15 protein-coding genes and 1 pseudogene are annotated in these 16,419 nt (G+C 61.9%); 7 read left to right on the top strand and 9 right to left on the bottom strand.

The genetic code is table 11. From position 1 onward, the window contains the following. The first annotated feature begins 36 nt into the window (after positions 1-36). Entirely contained in the window at positions 37-357 is a 321-nt protein-coding gene (locus PCOSP_RS27545; protein ID WP_047702469.1) for a hypothetical protein, read from the top strand. 149 nt (positions 358-506) lie between these two features. On the opposite strand, the gene PCOSP_RS27540 is transcribed toward PCOSP_RS27545, so the two are convergent. From PCOSP_RS27540 to PCOSP_RS27520, 5 genes and pseudogenes are all read right to left on the bottom strand, one after another. Further along, complete coding sequence (locus PCOSP_RS27540) at positions 507-758, bottom strand: YfhL family 4Fe-4S dicluster ferredoxin (protein WP_003206534.1); 252 nt, start codon at positions 756-758, stop codon at positions 507-509. A gap of 136 nt (positions 759-894) precedes the next feature. Then, the gene (gene coaD, locus PCOSP_RS27535) at positions 895-1,374 is read right to left on the bottom strand and encodes a pantetheine-phosphate adenylyltransferase (RefSeq protein ID WP_040071510.1); all 480 of its coding nucleotides are present in this window, start codon (positions 1,372-1,374) and stop codon (positions 895-897) included. Positions 1,375-1,489: 115 nt separating this feature from the next. Next, complete coding sequence (locus tag PCOSP_RS27530) at positions 1,490-3,085, bottom strand: GMC family oxidoreductase (protein WP_464709899.1); 1,596 nt, start codon at positions 3,083-3,085, stop codon at positions 1,490-1,492. 147 nt (positions 3,086-3,232) lie between these two features. Beyond that, positions 3,233-3,778, bottom strand: a complete 546-nt coding sequence (locus tag PCOSP_RS27525; protein WP_464709898.1) for a twin-arginine translocation pathway signal protein — start codon at positions 3,776-3,778, stop codon at positions 3,233-3,235. A 27-nt stretch (positions 3,779-3,805) separates the two neighbouring features. After that, a pseudogene (locus PCOSP_RS27520) lies at positions 3,806-5,136 on the bottom strand (coniferyl aldehyde dehydrogenase). A 247-nt stretch (positions 5,137-5,383) separates the two neighbouring features. Between PCOSP_RS27520 and PCOSP_RS27515 the strand changes: the two are divergent. Both PCOSP_RS27515 and PCOSP_RS27510 read left to right on the top strand, forming a co-directional pair. Next, on the top strand, positions 5,384-6,055 hold the full coding sequence (locus PCOSP_RS27515) for a TetR/AcrR family transcriptional regulator (RefSeq protein ID WP_024780447.1): 672 nt from the start codon (positions 5,384-5,386) through the stop codon (positions 6,053-6,055). A gap of 50 nt (positions 6,056-6,105) precedes the next feature. Next, positions 6,106-6,960: a sulfurtransferase gene (locus PCOSP_RS27510; protein ID WP_464709897.1), complete on the top strand. Its 855-nt coding sequence runs from the start codon at positions 6,106-6,108 to the stop codon at positions 6,958-6,960. A 507-nt stretch (positions 6,961-7,467) separates the two neighbouring features. Here PCOSP_RS27510 and PCOSP_RS27505 read toward each other — a convergent pair. Genes PCOSP_RS27505 through PCOSP_RS27490 form a run of 4 tightly spaced genes read right to left on the bottom strand, consistent with a single transcriptional unit; the run spans position 7,468 to position 11,946 of the window. Then, positions 7,468-8,466, bottom strand: a complete 999-nt coding sequence (locus PCOSP_RS27505) for a hydrolase (protein WP_139640909.1) — start codon at positions 8,464-8,466, stop codon at positions 7,468-7,470. A 30-nt stretch (positions 8,467-8,496) separates the two neighbouring features. Continuing rightward, entirely contained in the window at positions 8,497-9,108 is a 612-nt protein-coding gene (rsmD, locus tag PCOSP_RS27500; protein ID WP_464709896.1) for a 16S rRNA (guanine(966)-N(2))-methyltransferase RsmD, read from the bottom strand. After that, positions 9,108-10,598, bottom strand: a complete 1,491-nt coding sequence (locus tag PCOSP_RS27495) for a M16 family metallopeptidase (protein WP_464709895.1) — start codon at positions 10,596-10,598, stop codon at positions 9,108-9,110. The genes rsmD and PCOSP_RS27495 overlap by 1 nt, the downstream gene beginning before the upstream one ends. Beyond that, positions 10,591-11,946, bottom strand: coding sequence for a M16 family metallopeptidase (locus PCOSP_RS27490; protein ID WP_139640904.1), 1,356 nt, complete (start codon positions 11,944-11,946; stop codon positions 10,591-10,593). Before PCOSP_RS27490 ends, PCOSP_RS27495 begins: the two co-directional genes overlap by 8 nt. A gap of 344 nt (positions 11,947-12,290) precedes the next feature. Between PCOSP_RS27490 and ftsY the strand changes: the two genes are divergently transcribed. From ftsY to rpoH, 4 genes are all read left to right on the top strand, one after another. After that, on the top strand, positions 12,291-13,715 hold the full coding sequence (gene ftsY, locus PCOSP_RS27485; RefSeq protein WP_464709894.1) for a signal recognition particle-docking protein FtsY: 1,425 nt from the start codon (positions 12,291-12,293) through the stop codon (positions 13,713-13,715). Then, positions 13,712-14,383 carry a cell division ATP-binding protein FtsE gene (gene ftsE, locus PCOSP_RS27480; RefSeq protein WP_024778908.1) on the top strand — a complete coding sequence of 224 codons (672 nt, stop codon included), beginning with the start codon at positions 13,712-13,714 and terminating at the stop codon, positions 14,381-14,383. The genes ftsY and ftsE overlap by 4 nt, the downstream gene beginning before the upstream one ends. After that, entirely contained in the window at positions 14,380-15,402 is a 1,023-nt protein-coding gene (ftsX, locus tag PCOSP_RS27475) for a permease-like cell division protein FtsX (protein ID WP_139640900.1), read from the top strand. The genes ftsE and ftsX overlap by 4 nt, the downstream gene beginning before the upstream one ends. 113 nt (positions 15,403-15,515) lie before the next feature. Then, positions 15,516-16,370 (top strand): RNA polymerase sigma factor RpoH, encoded by an 855-nt coding sequence (gene rpoH, locus PCOSP_RS27470; RefSeq protein ID WP_024778906.1) that lies wholly within the window; start codon positions 15,516-15,518, stop codon positions 16,368-16,370. Positions 16,371-16,419: the final 49 nt, after the last annotated feature.

Genomic DNA, 16,419 nt, shown 5'->3' with positions numbered 1-16,419 from the left:
TCAGTAGTCATACTGATCAGCCGAAGGATCGATCCCATGAGACTGCTTCGACCTGTTGTTCTAACGCTGCTGCTGACCCTGGGGTTGCCCGTCCTGGCGAACAGCGGCAGTGGCGATCCGCGCTACACCATCCAGAATCCGCCCGCCTTCGCCATGATCGGCGACTTGTTGATCGCCCGGCCGCTGCTGCTCGCCGCCACCGTGATCGGTGCGGGGGCATTCGTGGTGTCGTTGCCCTTTACCGCGCTGGGCGGTGGGGTCGGTGATGCCGGGAAGGCGCTGGTGGTGGACCCGGCGAAGGCCACCTTTGTGCGGTGCCTGGGGTGTGTTGGGGAGGGGTTTGAGCAGCAGGAATGAGTTGTGGTGGTGCTGATGGCCTCATCGCGAGCAGGCTCGCTCCCACAAGGGATTTGGACCAGGCACACATGGTATGAACACGGCAGATCCCCTATGGGAGCGCGCCTGCTCGCGATGAGGTCGGTGCTGGCGCTACAAAACCTTCTGGCTCAAGCCTTGCCAGTGATCTTGCGATATTTCGCCATCAACTGTTCTTCGGTTTCCGGATGGGCTTCGTCCAGCGGAATGCAATCCACCGGGCAGACCTGCTGGCACTGGGGCTCGTCGTAATGGCCGACGCACTGGGTGCACAGGTTCGGGTCGATGACGTAGATCTCTTCGCCTTGTGAAATGGCTTCATTCGGGCATTCGGGTTCGCAGACGTCGCAATTGATGCAGTCGTCGGTGATGATCAGGGACATGCAGGCTCCTGCCGAGGCGTTGGGCCCGGGCATCTGAAAACGAATATGCGCAATTGTGCCGCATTGGCGAGCGCAGTGCACGCGGGTGCGATGGACTGCGCTCGCTCTGCCGCGAAGTGGCTCGCAGCAAGCGGGATTATTTCTTGAAGCGCAGGGTCAGCGCATCGGCCACGGCCGGGTGGACGAACTTGGTGATGTCGCCGCCCAGGGCCGCAATCTCACGCACCAGGGTCGATGAGATGAACGAGTAGCGCTCCGACGGCGTCAGGAAAAGACTTTCGACGTCCGGGGCCAACTGGCGGTTCATGTTGGCCAGCTGGAACTCGTATTCGAAGTCCGAAACCGCTCGCAGACCGCGCAGGAACACATTGGCGTTCTGTTCCTTGGCAAAGTGCGCCAGCAGCGTGGAGAAGCCGACCACTTCTACGTTGGGCAGATGCTTGGTGACTTCACGGGCCAGCTCCACGCGTTGTTCCAACGGGAACAGCGGGTTTTTCTTCGGGCTGGCGGCAACGGCGATGATCACATGATCGAACAGGCGCGCGGCGCGTTCGACCAGATCGCCATGGCCCTTGGTAATAGGGTCGAAGGTACCTGGGTACAACACTCGGTTCATCGCGTCGTCCTGGCGGGAGTCCGTTGGGGAGTCGGATGGTATCGCAGCCTTCTCGGTCGGCCAAGTCGGCTGTGGGATAAGAAAGCACTATAGACGCTGCGAATGATCTGGATATTCATGAGTTTCTCAGACGTTCGGCCAGAAATGTCGCCAGTTTCGCCGTCAGCCCATACACCGACAATTGCGGGTTGGCACCGATGCTGGTGGGGAACAGCGAACCGTCGTGGATCGAAAGGTTGCTGAGTTGATGATGGCGGCCGAGGCTGTCGACGACGGCGGTTTGCGGCGTTTCGCCCATCGCGCAACCGCCCATCACATGGGCGCTGCCCAGGCGTGTGCGATACAAGGCCAGGTCCAGCCCGTCGATCAGGGTTCGGGCTTCGGCCAGGGTTTTCACGTAGCGGGCATCGCTGTGCAGCGGCATGACTGCCTTGGCACCGCCGGCGAACTGGATCTCGGCCATGCTGTGGAATGCGCGGCGCAAGCCGTCCCAGGCGTAGGGTGAAACAGGGTAGTCGAGCGCCGGGGTGCCATCGCTGCGTAACTCGACACTGCCGCCCGGGCTGTCCGGGTGAAAGCCGTCGCGCAGCAACGCCAGCATGGCATGGGTATGGGGCAGTTGCGCCATGTGAGCAGCGTTCTGTGTGCCGAAGCCGCCCAGCAGCGTGGCGGCGAGGGCTGGGTGCAAGGGTGGTACTTCGAGCTTGTAGGACATTTTGCCGGTAGCGCCGTCCTGCCATTGGAAGTGATCCGAATAGATCGACTGTGGCGCGCCGTAGAACGGGTTGATGACCTCTTCGAACTGCGCGGCCGACATGTTCACCAGATGCAGAAAGGTCCGTTTGCCCAGGCGTTCGTGCGGGTCTGGTGCATCGGAGCGCAGTAACAATGCCGGGCTGTTGATGCCGCCGCCGGCCAGTACGTAGTGGCGCGCCTTGACGGTAATGCGCCGTCCGGTGGGGGCCACACAGCGCTCGTCCATGGCCAGGCATTGCAGGTCGATGACCGAATCGTTCTTGAGGGTCAGGCGCTCGGCCCGCGCCAGGTAAAGCAGCGCGCCGCCCTTGTCGAGCAAGGTCGGGATGGTGGTGACCAGCATCGACTGCTTGGCGTTGGTCGGGCAGCCCATGCCGCAATAGCCCAGGTTCCAGCAGCCGCGCACGTTGCGTGGGATGACGTGCCAGCTATAGCCCAATCGTTCACAGCCTTTGCGGATGACATCGTTGTTGGCATTCGGTGGAATCAGCCACGGTGCCACACCCAGGCGTTGTTCCATCCGTTCGAACCAGGGCGCCATTTCGGCAGGACTGTGCCCTTTGACGTTGTGCTCGGCCGCCCAGTGACCCAGGGTCTGGTCCGGTGTGCGGAAGCTCGAGGTCCAGTTGATCAAGGTCGTGCCACCCACGGCCCGGCCCTGGAGGATGGTGATGGCGCCATCCTTGCTCATGCGCCCCAGGCCTTCCTGATACAGGCTGGTGTAGGCCTGGTCCTCGAGCAGCTTGAAGTCGCTGCTGGTCTTGAGCGGGCCTTCCTCGATCAGCAACACGTTGTAGCCGGCAGTGCTGAGGATCTCTGCCGTGGTACCGCCACCCGCGCCGCTGCCGATGATTGCCACATCAGCCTCCAGGGTCAGGTCCTGGGTCAATCGCGCAGCGTTGTAGGTGGTCCAGCCGCGGGCAAGACCCTCGCGGAAGGGATCGGGTACGGGCATGTTCAGGCTCTCTTGTTGTTATGGATGTGCAATGGACCTCCTGTGGGAGCGAGCCTGCTGGCGAAAGCGGTGGACCAGCAACATTGAGGTTGGCTGACACTCCGCCTTCGCCAGCAGGCTCGCTCCCACAGGGATTTCGGCTGGGCTTCAAATGTTGGGCGGCCCTGGATACCCGCAATGTGTCCAAGCTTCGGCCCGGCTGTACCACGCCATCATCACCATTTGCAGCAATGAGCTGTGGCCCTGGCGCAAGAGGTTCAGCGAGCTGTTTTCCCAGCGATCGAGAAACTGGCGGATGTCATCGGCGCTGGCGTTTTCCCACGAGCCCCAGACGCCGGTCAGCGGCCCGCGGGTAATACCCAGGGTAAGGACGTCGAACAGTTGGCGAGTGAGCTTGAGCATGGGTGGGGAAAGGTGCGCCAGGCCGTTATCCAGGCTTACAAGGGTGGCGTCAGCAGTGGCGGTGCGCTGTTCAACGGTCACGGCGCCCTCCAGCATCACGGGAATGAGCGCGCGTAAAAACGGCAGGTCGCTGTCTCGCAGGACGGCAAGGCCCTTGGCCGCTTGGCTTGGCGAACAGCCGCTCAGGCTGGCCCCCAGCCCAACGGTGCTCAGGAATGCGCTGGCGCCGAGGCTGAATTTCAGCAGTCCGCGCCGTGACAGCACGGGTGTATCGGTCAGGCTTGGGTTCATTATTGTTATTTCCCGCGCAGGCACCGGTTAACGGACAAACAGCTTCTGAATCAACTTCTGGAGCGGTTTGCCATAGGGCGGATAAATCAGTCTGGCGGCATTGAAGCGCTGTTTGCTCAGCACGCCCTTGGCTTTGCTGAAGGTCAGGAAACCTTCGTGCCCGTGATAATGCCCCATCCCCGACGGACCGATGCCACCGAACGGCAAGTCGTCCTGGGCAACGTGCAGCAAGGTGTCGTTCAAGCAGACGCCGCCGGAATGGGTTTCGTGGAGTACGCGGTTCTGTTCGGCCTTGTTGTAGCCGAAATAGTAGAGCGCCAACGGACGAGGCCGTTGATTGATGTAGGCAAACGCCTGGTCCAGGTCGTTGTAGGGCACGATAGGCAGCAGCGGGCCGAAGATCTCGTCCTGCATGACGGTCATGTCGTCGTTGACGTTGAGTAGCAGGCTGTGGGGCATGCGGCGTCCCTGGCCCTGGTCGAACAACTCGATCAGCAAACCGCCCTTGCCGGTCGCGTCGCTGATGTAACCGTTTAGCCGTGCCAGTTGTCGTTCGTTGATGATTGCGGTGTAGTCCGGGTTGTCAGCCAGGCTCGGATAAAGCCTGCGAACCGCCTCGCGATAGGCATCGACGAATTCACCGACGCGGTTTTGCGGCACCAACACGTAATCAGGCGCGACACAGGTTTGCCCGGCATTCAGCATTTTGCCGAAGGCGATGCGCTCGGCGGCATCGCTCAGGGGCACATCGGTGGACACGATGGCGGGCGACTTTCCACCCAGTTCGAGGGTGACGGGGGTCAGGTTTTCGGCGGCGGCCCGCATGACGTGCCTGCCGATACTGGTAGCGCCGGTAAACAACAGGTGATCGAACGGCAATCTGGAAAAGGCTACGCCGACGTCCGCTTCACCGAGCACCACGCACACCAGGTCCTGGGGAAGATCCGCGCCAGCAATTGCTTGAGCAACTGCCCGGTGGCAGGTGTGGCTTCGCTGAGCTTGAGCATCACCCGATTGCCCGCCGACAACGCGCCGACCAACGGCCCGATGGCCAGGAACAAGGGATAATTCCAAGGCACGATGATCCCGACCACGCCCAGCGGCTGATAGATCACCTTGGCCGAAGCCGGCTGGAAGGCCATGCCTACCTTGCGTCGGGAGGGTTTCATCCAGCGCTTGAGGTGTCGGCTGGCGTAATGGATGCCGTGCAGGCTCGGCATCAGCTCGGCCAACAACGTTTCGTCGGCGCTGCGGTGGCTGAAATCCTTGCTGATGGCGTCGATCAGGGCCTGTCGTTCATTGCTCAGCGTCTCCCGGAGGGACTTGAGCGATTGCCGGCGCTGGTCGGCTGAAGGCATCGGGTGAACGGCATAGGCCTGGCGCTGTGCCTCGAAGAGTGACTGCAGCTCATCCAATTGCCGTTGGGAGTCGTGCAGATAAGCAATGTCGGCAGGCATCGTCAGGCACCAGTTCTTATTAGTTGTGGGTGTTTTCTAGAGCTTATGCTCTAGAAAGTCAAATGACATCCTTGATGGCTATGGGTTTGTCCTCCGGGCGATAGGTCGTAAGATGCCGCAATGCTTTCGTCGAATTAAAGCCCAAGCCATGGTCACACGAATGAAAACCAGCGAGCGCATCGTGCAAAACAGCCTCGAGCTGTTCAACCAACAGGGCGAGCGCAGTGTCAGCACCAACCACATTGCTGCCCACATGGACATGTCCCCGGGTAACCTCTACTACCACTTCCCTAACAAGCAGGCGATCATCGCCGTGCTGTTCAGCGAATACGAAAACCTGGTGGACAGTTTTCTGCGCCCACCCCAGGGCCGGGCGGCCACGGTGGAGGACAAGCGCTTCTATCTCCAGGAGCTGCTATCGGCGATGTGGAGCTATCGCTTCCTGCACCGGGACCTGGAGCATCTGCTCGACAGCGATCCGGACCTCGCGGCTCGCTATCGCCGGTTTTCCCAGCGTTGCCTGATCCACGGGACTGCCATCTATGAGGGCTTCGTCGCGGCCGGCATCCTGAAAATGGACCGGGTGCAGATCGAGTCCCTGACCCTCAATGCCTGGATCATCCTGACCTCCTGGGTGCGGTTTCTTTGCACCACGCGGGAAAACTCCAATCATTTGAGTGAGCAGGCCATCAAGCGCGGGGTATACCAGGTGTTGGTGCTGGAGGCCGGTTTCGTGACCGATCAGGCCCGCGAAGCGGTGGATGCACTGTTCAAAGAGTATTACGTCCCTCTGCCTCAGACCCTGGAGGAAGGGCAGTAGGAATCGGATCTGAACCCTACAGGCCACTCATTCCGCCACAGGAGCACGCCATGCCCATCGCGCAACTCATCAGCCCTCAAGCCCTCGAGCAGAGGAGGACGCAGCCCGGGCTGGTGATCCTCGATTGCCGTTTCGCCCTGGAAGACCCGGATTATGGCCAGCGCAGCTACGCCGAGGGGCATATCGCCGGTGCGTCGTTCGCGGACCTTGAGTGCGACCTGAGTGGCCCGGTGATCAAGGGGGTGACCGGGCGTCATCCGCTGCCGGAGCCCGGCGCGTTGATGGAGCGCTTGCGGACCTGGGGCATCGACAACGACAGCGACATCGTGTTGTACGACGATGGTCCCGGTGCCTATGCGGCTCGGGCCTGGTGGTTGCTGGCCTGGTTGGGTAAACGCGAGGGTGTGTACCTGCTCGATGGCGGACTCAAGGCTTGGCACGCCAATGGTTTGCCCTTGAGCCTCGATCCGCCGACGGGTAACCGTGGGACGTTCAGCGGTTCGCCGGATGATTCCCTGTCGCTCGACGCCGATGCGCTGCAACAACGCCTTGGCCAAGCGGAGATGACGCTTCTGGATGCGCGTGCGTTGCCGCGCTTCAAGGGCGAAGTCGAGCCGATCGATCCGGTGGCCGGACACATCCCGGGAGCGCAATGTGCGGCATTTACCGACAACCTTGGCGCTGATGGATGTTTTCTGCCGGCTGATCGGCTCAGGCAGCGTTTTGCCGAAAAAATGGGGGGGCGTTCGCCGACTGAGTTGGTGGCTTATTGCGGCTCCGGGGTGACGGCGTGTCATAACCTGTTTGCCTTGTGCCTGGCGGGGTATCCGTTGGGGAGGTTGTATGCCGGGTCGTGGAGTGAGTGGATTAATGATTCGGGGCGTGGGGTGGCGAAGGGTGAATAGCTGCGAATGGCGACCTGACACTCTCACCTGGTGTTTTTGACCGGGTACATATCCATTGCTGCGGTAACGGCGGCTTAGGGTTCCGCCCTTACGGCGGCTTACTTTTTTTCAAACGCCAAAAAAAGTAAGCAAAAAAGGCTTGGCCCCACCACTCGGCACCTCGCCTAGGCTCGGTGTGCCCTCACTCCGGCATTGCTCCGTGGGCCCGCCGCGAAGGGCCATCCATGGCCCAGCGCGGCTAACCCGGCATCCATGCCGGGTTGCCCACTGCGCAATGCCTGCGTTCGGTCAGCGTGGTTAACGGGGCCTGAAGATCAAAAGCAAAAGCAAAAGCAAAGCGAGGCGGGGCGGGGCGAGGCCTTGCAGTCGGCGTGTTTCTTCCTGCTGGCGCTAGTCCCTGTGGGAGCGAGCCTGCTCGCGATAGCGGCGGGTCAGCAGCATTGAAGTGACTGACACTCCGCTATCGCGAGCAGGCTCGCTCCCTCAGGGGGTTGTGTTGGCGGCGGCTCATCCGTGACCCAGGTTCGCCAGCCACTGAGGAATGCGCCGCTCCAGGTAGTATCCGGGTGAGCGCAAGGTCCCTTCGACAAATCCCACGTGCCCACCCTGGGCATGCAGTTCCAGCTGGGTGGAGGCGGACAGCTCGTCGGGTTGGGGCAGGCTGTGGGGGAATACGAAAGGGTCGTCGGCAGCTTGGATGACCAGGGTCGGGGTGTTGATTTCGCTCATGTAATAGCGGCTGGAGGCGCGACGGTAATAGTCCGAGGCGTCGGAAAAGCCGTGCAGCGGCGCGGTCACGCGGCCGTCGAAATCCCAGAAGGTGCGCATGTTTTCCAATGGACCCAGCGCCGCCAGGGTGGCAAGCCCTTCGTGACGTCCATCGTGCTTGAACCGGCGTTGCTTATTGCGCACGTAAGCCACCAACTCCCGCATGAAATGCGCCTGATAGAACCTGGAAAACCCTTGCCCGATGCGGTCGGCACACTGATCGAGACGAAACGGCACCGAAACCGCCACGGCACCGAGCAGTTGGCTGTCGCTGCCGGTTTCTCCCAGGTGCTTGAGCAGCACATTGCCGCCTAGCGAATAACCCACCGCAAACAGCGGCGCCAGGGGCCGTCGCGTTCGCAGGTGAGCAACGACGGCGGCCAGGTCTTCGCTGACGCCGGAGTGGTAGCTGCGGGGCAGCAGGTTCGGTTCGCCTGAACAGCCGCGCCAGTTCAACGCGACACTGGCCCAGCCCTGATGGCCAAGGGCTTGTTGCAAACCGGCCACGTAAGGCGAGTTGGAGGAGCCCGTCAGTCCGTGAAGCACCAACACCAGCGGCGCCTTGGCGCTGTGGGGGCCATGCCAGTCGAGGTCGAGGAAATCACCGTCGTCCAGCCACAAACGCTCGCGTTGACGAGGGATGTGTGTGGTCTTGCGCCATAGCGGGCCCCACAGGGTTTGCAAGTGCGGGTTGCCTAGGCCCTTGGCGGGGATGAATCGTTCAGATGCGGCGGCCATTATTATTGTTCTCGATGCTGCGGCCAGCCGTCAGCCAACGGCTTCTGCCATGCGTTGCCACAATGCGTAGTACACCCGTCCGGACTTCTGCTCGCGATGCAAACGCCAGTTGCCCGGCAAAGCCAGGATCGACGGAGCGGTCTCACTTTCAGTGTAGACCCAGGCATCCTCGGCCAGCCACTGGCGTTCCTCGAGCAGCGCGCAGACCGTCGGCAACAGGTTCTGGTTGAACGGCGGATCGAGAAACACCAGGTCGAAAGGACTGGCCGGTTGGCTGTCCAGATAGCGCAAGGCGTCGGCCGTCTGCACTTGGCCCACCGTGCAACGCAGGGTGCCCAGGTGTTCTTTCAGGCTGGAGACCGCCAGGCTGCTGGCATCCAGGGCCTGGCCCATGGCGGCGCCACGGGACAGCGCTTCGAGAAACAGCGCGCCACTGCCAGCGAACGGGTCGAGAACCCGGGCGCCTGGCACGTAGGGGGCGAGCCAATTGAACAGGGTTTCACGCACCCGGTCCGGTGTAGGGCGCAAGCCCGGGGCATCGGGAAAGCTCAGGCGCCTGCTGCGCCATTCGCCGCCGATGATGCGCAGCTGATTGATGCCGTTGTGAGCGGGTTTCTTGCTGGAATTCGATGGACGGGCCATTAGTGCTCCGGAACCCCGAGCGGTTGCTCGGCAGGTTTGTCAGTGGGGGCCGGCAGCGGCTTTTGCGGCACGGTCGGACCGGCGGTGACGATGACCATTCTGTCGGTGCTCAGGTGCTTGTTCATTGCTGACTTGACCTGTTCGACCGTCAACGCCTGGGACTTGCGAATGAAGTCTTCCAGGTAGCTCAGCGGCAAGTCATAGAAGCCCATGGCCCCGAGTTGGCCGACGATGTCGGCGTTGCTCGCGGTGGACAGCGGGAAACTGCCGGCCAGCTCGCGCTTGGCGTCATCGAGCTCCTTCTCGGTTGGACCGTTCTTCAGGTAGTCGGCGAAGACATCCTGCACCAGCTTGAGTGTGCCTTCGCTCATTTCAGCACGGGTCTGCAGGTTGATCATGAACGGGCCGCGAGCCTGCATCGGCGTGAAGCCCGAATACACACCGTAGGTCAGGCCACGTTTTTCCCGTACTTCAGTCATCAATCGCGTGCCGAAACCACCGCCGCCAAGGATCTGGTTGCCCAGGGACACGGCCGCATAGTCTGGGTCGTCCCGGTCGATACCCAGTTGTGCGAGCATCAGGTTGGTCTGCTTGGACGGGAATTCGATGTGGCTGACGCTTGCCTTCGGTTCCACGGGCGATGGGGTTTTTGCCAGCGCCGGACCTTTGGGCAGCGCGGCGGACACCTGATTGGCAATCGCCTCGGCCTCGGCGCGGGACAGGTCTCCCACCAATGCAATCACTGCGTTGCCAGCAGTATAGGCCTTGGCGTGAAAGGCACGGGCCTGGGCCAGAGTGATCGGCGGGATGCTTTGCGCGGTGCCATCACTGGAGTGGGCGTAAGGGTGGTCACCGTACAGGCGTTTCATCAGCTCCAGGCCCGCCAGTTTGCCGGGGTTCTGTTTCTGGTACTCGAAACCGGCAAGCATCTGGTTCTTGATACGGGCGAAGGAGTCTGCGGGGAAGGTCGGTTTGCCGACCACTTCGGCGAACAGCTTCAATGCCGGCTCACGCTTGTCCGCCGCGCTGAGGCTGCGCAGGGAGGCCACGGCCATATCCCGATAGGCACCGTTGCCGAAGTCCGCGCCGAGGTTTTCGAATCCTTCGGCGATGGCGCTGACGTCCTTGCCGGCCACGCCTTCGTTGAGCATGGCGTTGGTCAGCAGTGCCAGGCCGGGGGCGTTGCCGTCCTGGCTGCTGCCGGCGGCGAAGGTCAGGCGCAGGTCGAACATCGGCAGTTCGCGAGCCTCGACGAACAGCACCTTGGCACCGTCGGCGGTTTTCCAGGCTTGCACGTCGAGCTGGCGGTGGCCGGGCGCCTTGCCGTCCAGCTCCGCCAGCGATTGCAGTTTGTTGCCGGACTTGGCGTTATCCAGGGCCTGGCTGGCAGTGACATCAGTGGCAGGGGACAGATAGAAGGCCAAGGCTGCGACCAGGGTAATGACCACCAGGCCGATCAGCAGCAAGCGTGATGATTTGCGCTCACTCATGAGCTTTCTCCTCGGGCAGGATGTGCGCAACGCTCAGGCGCGGGCGGGTGAAATACAGCTGGGCTGCCTTCTGGATGTCTTGCGGGGTTACGCTTTGCAACTCGGCGAGTTCGGTGTCCATCAGCTTCCAGGACAACCCGACGGTTTCCAGCTGGCCGATGGCGGTGGCCTGGCTGGTGATCGAGTCGCGCTCGTACACCAGACCGGCGATCACCTGGGCGCGGACGCGCTCCAGCTCCTCGGCGGTCGGCGCGGTGGTTTTCAATTGGTCCAGCAAGCGCCACAGGCCGGCTTCTGCCTGGGCCATGGTCTTGTTCTTCTGGGTATTGGGCGCCGCCGACAAGGTGAACAGCGTGTCGCCACGGGTGTAGGCGTCGTAGCTCGACGAACCGCCGGACACCAGTTCTTCCCCGCGCTCCAACTGGGTTGGAATCCGGCCGCTGTAGCCGCCATCCAGCAAGGCCGAGATCAGCCGCAGGGCGTTGACCGAACGCTTATCCGTCGCGGTGGCGATGCTCGGCACGTTGAAGGCCAGCATCAGGCTGGGCAGTTGGGTCTGCACATGCAGGGTGATCTGGCGTTCGCCGGGTTCGGCCAGTTCCAGGGGAATCTTCGCCGTCGGTACGGCACGCCGGGCAATCGGGCCGAAATAGCGCTGGGCCAAGGCCTTGACCTCGTCCGGTGTCACGTCGCCGACCACCACCAGGGTGGCATTGTTCGGTGCGTACCAGGATTCGTACCAGTGGCGCAGTTCCTGGACGGTCATGCGGTCCAGGTCGGCCATCCAGCCGATGGTTGGCGTATGGTAGCCGCTGGCCGGATAAGCCATGGCCTTGAAGCGCTCGAAGGCCTTGGACATCGGCTTGTCGTCGGTGCGCATGCGGCGCTCTTCCTTGATGACTTCGATCTCGCGGCTGAACTCTTCAGGCGGCAGGCGCAGGCTGGCCATGCGGTCGGCTTCCAGCTCGAAGGCCACCCCCAGGCGATCCCGGGCCAACACCTGGTAATAAGCAGTGAAGTCATCGCTGGTGAAGGCGTTTTCCTCGGCGCCCAGGTCCCGCAGGATCAGCGACGCTTCGCCGGGGCCGACTTTTTCGCTGCCCTTGAACATCATGTGTTCCAGGGCGTGGGACAAACCGGTCTGGCCCGGTGTTTCATAACTGGAGCCGACCTTGTACCAGACCTGGGAGACCACCACCGGCGCACGATGATCTTCGCGCACCACGACCTTCAGGCCGTTGTCGAGGGTGAACTCATGGGTGGGTTGTGGATCGGCAGCCAAGGCTGAAAGGGGCAGACAAACTGTGCTGAACAGCAGGCCTGCAACGCGGCGGGCAAGAGCATTCATTCGTGTTTAAACCTGTTGGGCTGCCCGCTAGGTCTTAGCGTCGGCGGGCGAGAGGGTGCTAGGATACTGATCCGTTTTACTGGCGGCCACGCCTATCGGGCGTTTTATCGGCCCAGGGTTGTCCGGGTTTTACGCAGAAGCATCGGGTTTTTCCGTGGATCCCTGCGTTTTCGCCGACGATGCCTTGCCAGTCCTTCGAAAAGATCGACGATGAGATGTCCTGGGGACATTTCGACAATCTGTTGCGCGTGAACAAGCTGGATGAAACGCAGTCTGTTCAGCATCGAATATTCATCACCGAGGCGCCCTCGTGGCGCATCGCTACCGTGAGATAGCCGTCCTCCATGTTTGGTTCCAACGACGACAAGAAGACCCCAGCTGAGGCTGGCGAGAAAAAAGGCCTGTTCGGATGGCTGCGCAAGAAGCCGCAGGAAACCGTCGTCGAGCAGCCGCAACCGCTGCCCGAGCCTGCCGCAGAACCTGCCGCCGAGGCGGTGGCCGAAGACGCTGCGCCGATCGTGCTGCCGCTGGCCGAACCGGTACTGCAACCGGCCGAGCCTGAGCCCGTTACCGCGCCGGCGGCCGAACAACCGCTGACGCCGCCTGTAGGGCAAAGCCCCTGGCTGACCTTGCCGGTGGCGGAAGAGCCGGTGGCATTGGTCGAGGATGCGCAGGCTCCCCATGTCACACCGCCGATTCCAGCCCCGACGCCAGCTGTCGCGGAGCCTGTCGTCGAGGTGCCGTCAGCCATGGTTGCTCCTGCCACTCCCCAGGCCGAGCCCGTCATGGCTGATACACCGACCGTCGTCGAGCCGGCACCTTCCTCCGAGCCAGGCAAGGTCGGTTTCTTCGCCCGTCTCAAGCAGGGCCTGTCCAAGACCAGCGCCAGCATTGGCGAAGGCATGGCCAGCCTGTTCCTGGGCAAGAAAGTCATCGACGACGAATTGCTGGATGACATCGAAACCCGCCTGCTGACCGCCGATGTCGGCGTCGAGGCGACGTCGGTGATCATCCAGAGCCTGACCCAGAAGGTCGCGCGCAAACAATTGACCGATGCCGACGCGCTGTACAAATCCCTGCAAAGCGAGCTGGGCAACCTGCTCAAGCCTGTGGAGCAGCCGCTGGTGATCGCTTCACAGAACAAGCCGTTCGTGATCCTGGTGGTTGGCGTCAATGGGGCCGGCAAGACCACCACCATCGGCAAGCTGGCGAAGAAACTGCAACTCGAAGGCAAGAAGGTCATGCTCGCCGCCGGCGACACCTTCCGCGCCGCCGCGGTAGAGCAACTGCAAGTGTGGGGCGAGCGCAACAAGATCCCGGTGATCGCCCAGCACACCGGCGCCGATTCCGCTTCGGTGATCTTCGACGCCGTGCAGGCCGCCAAGGCCCGTGGCATCGACGTGCTGATCGCCGACACGGCCGGTCGCCTGCACACCAAAGACAACCTGATGGAAGAGTTGAAGAAGGTTCGCCGGGTGATCGGCAAGCTCGATGCCGATGCGCCCCACGAGGTGCTGCTGGTGCTGGACGCCGGTACCGGCCAGAACGCCATCAACCAGGCCAAGCAATTCAACCAGACCGTCGAACTGACCGGACTGGCCCTGACCAAGCTCGACGGCACCGCCAAGGGCGGGGTGATCTTCGCCCTGGCCAAGCAGTTCGGCCTGCCCATCCGCTACATCGGCGTGGGCGAAGGCATCGACGACCTGCGTACCTTTGAGGCCGAGCCCTTTGTCCAGGCGCTGTTTGCCGAGCGGGAGCATTCATGATTCGTTTCGAACAGGTCGGTAAACGCTATCCGAACGGTCACGTCGGCCTGCATGAGCTGAGCTTTCGGGTGCGTCGAGGTGAGTTTCTGTTCGTTACCGGCCATTCCGGCGCCGGTAAAAGTACATTGCTGCGCCTGCTGCTGGCGATGGAGCGGCCCACCACCGGCAAGTTGCTGCTGGCCGGCCAGGACCTGAGCACCATCAGCAACGCACAGATCCCCTACCTGCGGCGGCAGATCGGCGTGGTATTCCAGAATCACCAGTTGCTGTTCGATCGTACTGTGTTCAACAACGTGGCGTTGCCCTTGCAGATCCTTGGCCTGTCCAAGGCCGAGATCAACAAGCGGGTGGATTCGGCTCTGGAACGCGTGGCCCTGTCGGACAAGACCGACCTGTACCCAGGCGACCTGTCCACCGGCCAGCAACAGCGTGTCGGCATCGCCCGAGCCATCGTGCACCGCCCGGCCTTGCTGCTGGCGGACGAACCTACCGGTAACCTCGACCCGCGTCTGGCGGCGGAAATCATGGGCGTATTCGAAGACATCAACCGTTTGGGCACCAGCGTGCTGATCGCCAGTCACGACCTGGCCCTGATCGCACGCATGCGCCATCGCATGCTCACCTTGCAGCGCGGTCGTTTGATCGGTGACGGGGAGGCTGGCGTATGAGCGCAACCCGCAGCCCGAAAGTGGCCGAGCGCGTGGCCCCCAAGGCCTCCGACCCGCAACCGCAAAAGAAAAAACGCGACGATGACGACGGCCCGGACTTCGGCACGCTGCTGCATGCCTGGATCGAAAGCCATCGCGCCAGCCTGCTCGACAGCCTGCGGCGCCTGGGTAAGCAGCCGATCGGCAGCTTCTTCACCTGCATGGTCATGGCGGTCGCTCTCAGTCTGCCGATGGGGCTGTCATTACTGCTGAATAATGTGGAGCGTCTGGGGGGCTCGTGGCAGCGCGCGGCGCAGATCTCCCTGTACCTGCAATTGGAGGCGACGCCGGGCGAAGGCCAGGCGCTGCTCGAGCAGATCAAAGCCATGCCGGGCGTGGCCGATGCCGAATACATCGGCCGCGATCAGGCGCTCGAGGAGTTCCAGCAGCAGTCCGGCCTGGGTGAGGCGCTCAAGGAACTGCCGGAAAACCCATTGCCGGGCGTGGTTCTGGTGACGCCGAAGGAAGTCGACAAGCCGACTCTTGAAGCATTAAGACAAAGACTTTCCGAACTGCCGAAGGTACAACAGGCGCAACTTGATCTAGTCTGGGTCGAGCGTCTTGCGGCGATCCTCAAGCTCGGCGACCGGTTTGTCTTCGGTCTGACGGTGCTTCTGGTGTCTGCATTACTTTTGGTGATAGGCAATACCATTCGTCTTCATATTGAAAACCGCCGCACCGAGATAGAAGTGATTAAACTCGTCGGCGGCACGGACAGTTATGTGCGCAGACCCTTCCTCTATATGGGCGCGCTGTATGGCTTTGGTGCCGGGATCCTGTCCTGGGGCGTATTGGCGTTCGGCCTGGACTGGCTGAACGATGCGGTAGTGGGATTGGCCGGTTTGTACGGCAGTGATTTCGCGCTGGCCGGAGTGCCAGTCGCCGACGGTCTGTCGCTCTTGCTTGGCGCGGTGCTGTTGGGTTATATCGGTGCATGGATTGCGGTCGCACGCCACTTACGTGAGCTTGCGCCAAAATAGAGTCATTTTGCGCGTATTGACCTTTCAGTTTTTGTGGGAACTTGTCCTACGGTTCCCGGTCAATTTTCGCAGTGCTGAACTGCACGAGTTATGTGAGTCGGAGGTTTTTTCGTATGACCACTTCTTTGCAACCTGCGTATGCTCTGGTCCCGGGTGCGAACCTGGAGGCCTATGTGCACACGGTGAACAGCATTCCCTTGCTGACACCCGAGCAGGAGCGTGAACTGGCCGAGAGTCTCTATTATGAGCAGGATCTTGAGGCGGCTCGGCAAATGGTGCTCGCCCACCTGCGTTTTGTCGTACATATCGCCCGCAGCTATTCCGGCTACGGGCTGGCCCAGGCCGACCTGATCCAGGAAGGCAACGTTGGTCTGATGAAAGCGGTCAAGCGCTTCAACCCGGAAATGGGTGTGCGCCTGGTATCGTTCGCGGTGCACTGGATCAAGGCGGAAATCCACGAGTTCATCCTGCGCAACTGGCGCATCGTGAAGGTCGCGACCACCAAGGCCCAGCGCAAGCTGTTCTTCAACCTGCGCAGCCAGAAGAAGCGTCTGGCCTGGCTGAACAACGAAGAAGTCCATCGGGTGGCCGAAAGCCTGGGTGTGGAGCCTCGTGAAGTCCGCGAGATGGAAAGTCGCCTGACCGGCCAGGACATGGCCTTCGACCCGGCCGCTGAAGCGGACGACGACAGCGCCTTCCAATCGCCGGCCAACTACCTGGAAGACCACCGGTATGACCCGGCGCGTCAGCTGGAAGACGCCGATTGGAGCGACAACTCCAACACCAACCTGCACGAAGCCTTGGAAGTGCTGGACGAGCGCAGTCGCGACATTCTCTACCAGCGCTGGCTGGCGGAGGAAAAGGCCACGCTGCACGACCTGGCGCAGAAGTACAACGTGTCTGCGGAGCGGATTCGCCAGCTTGAGAAAAGTGCGATGAACAAGCTCAAGTTGTCGATTGCGGCTTAACCGGCACACGGCAATAAAAAACGCCCCGATCAGCGATGATCGGGGCGTT

Source organism: Pseudomonas sp. MAFF 730105, assembly GCF_055380705.1.
Note: the sequence above shows the minus strand (reverse complement) of the source record. Positions and strands in the feature narration are given on the sequence as shown.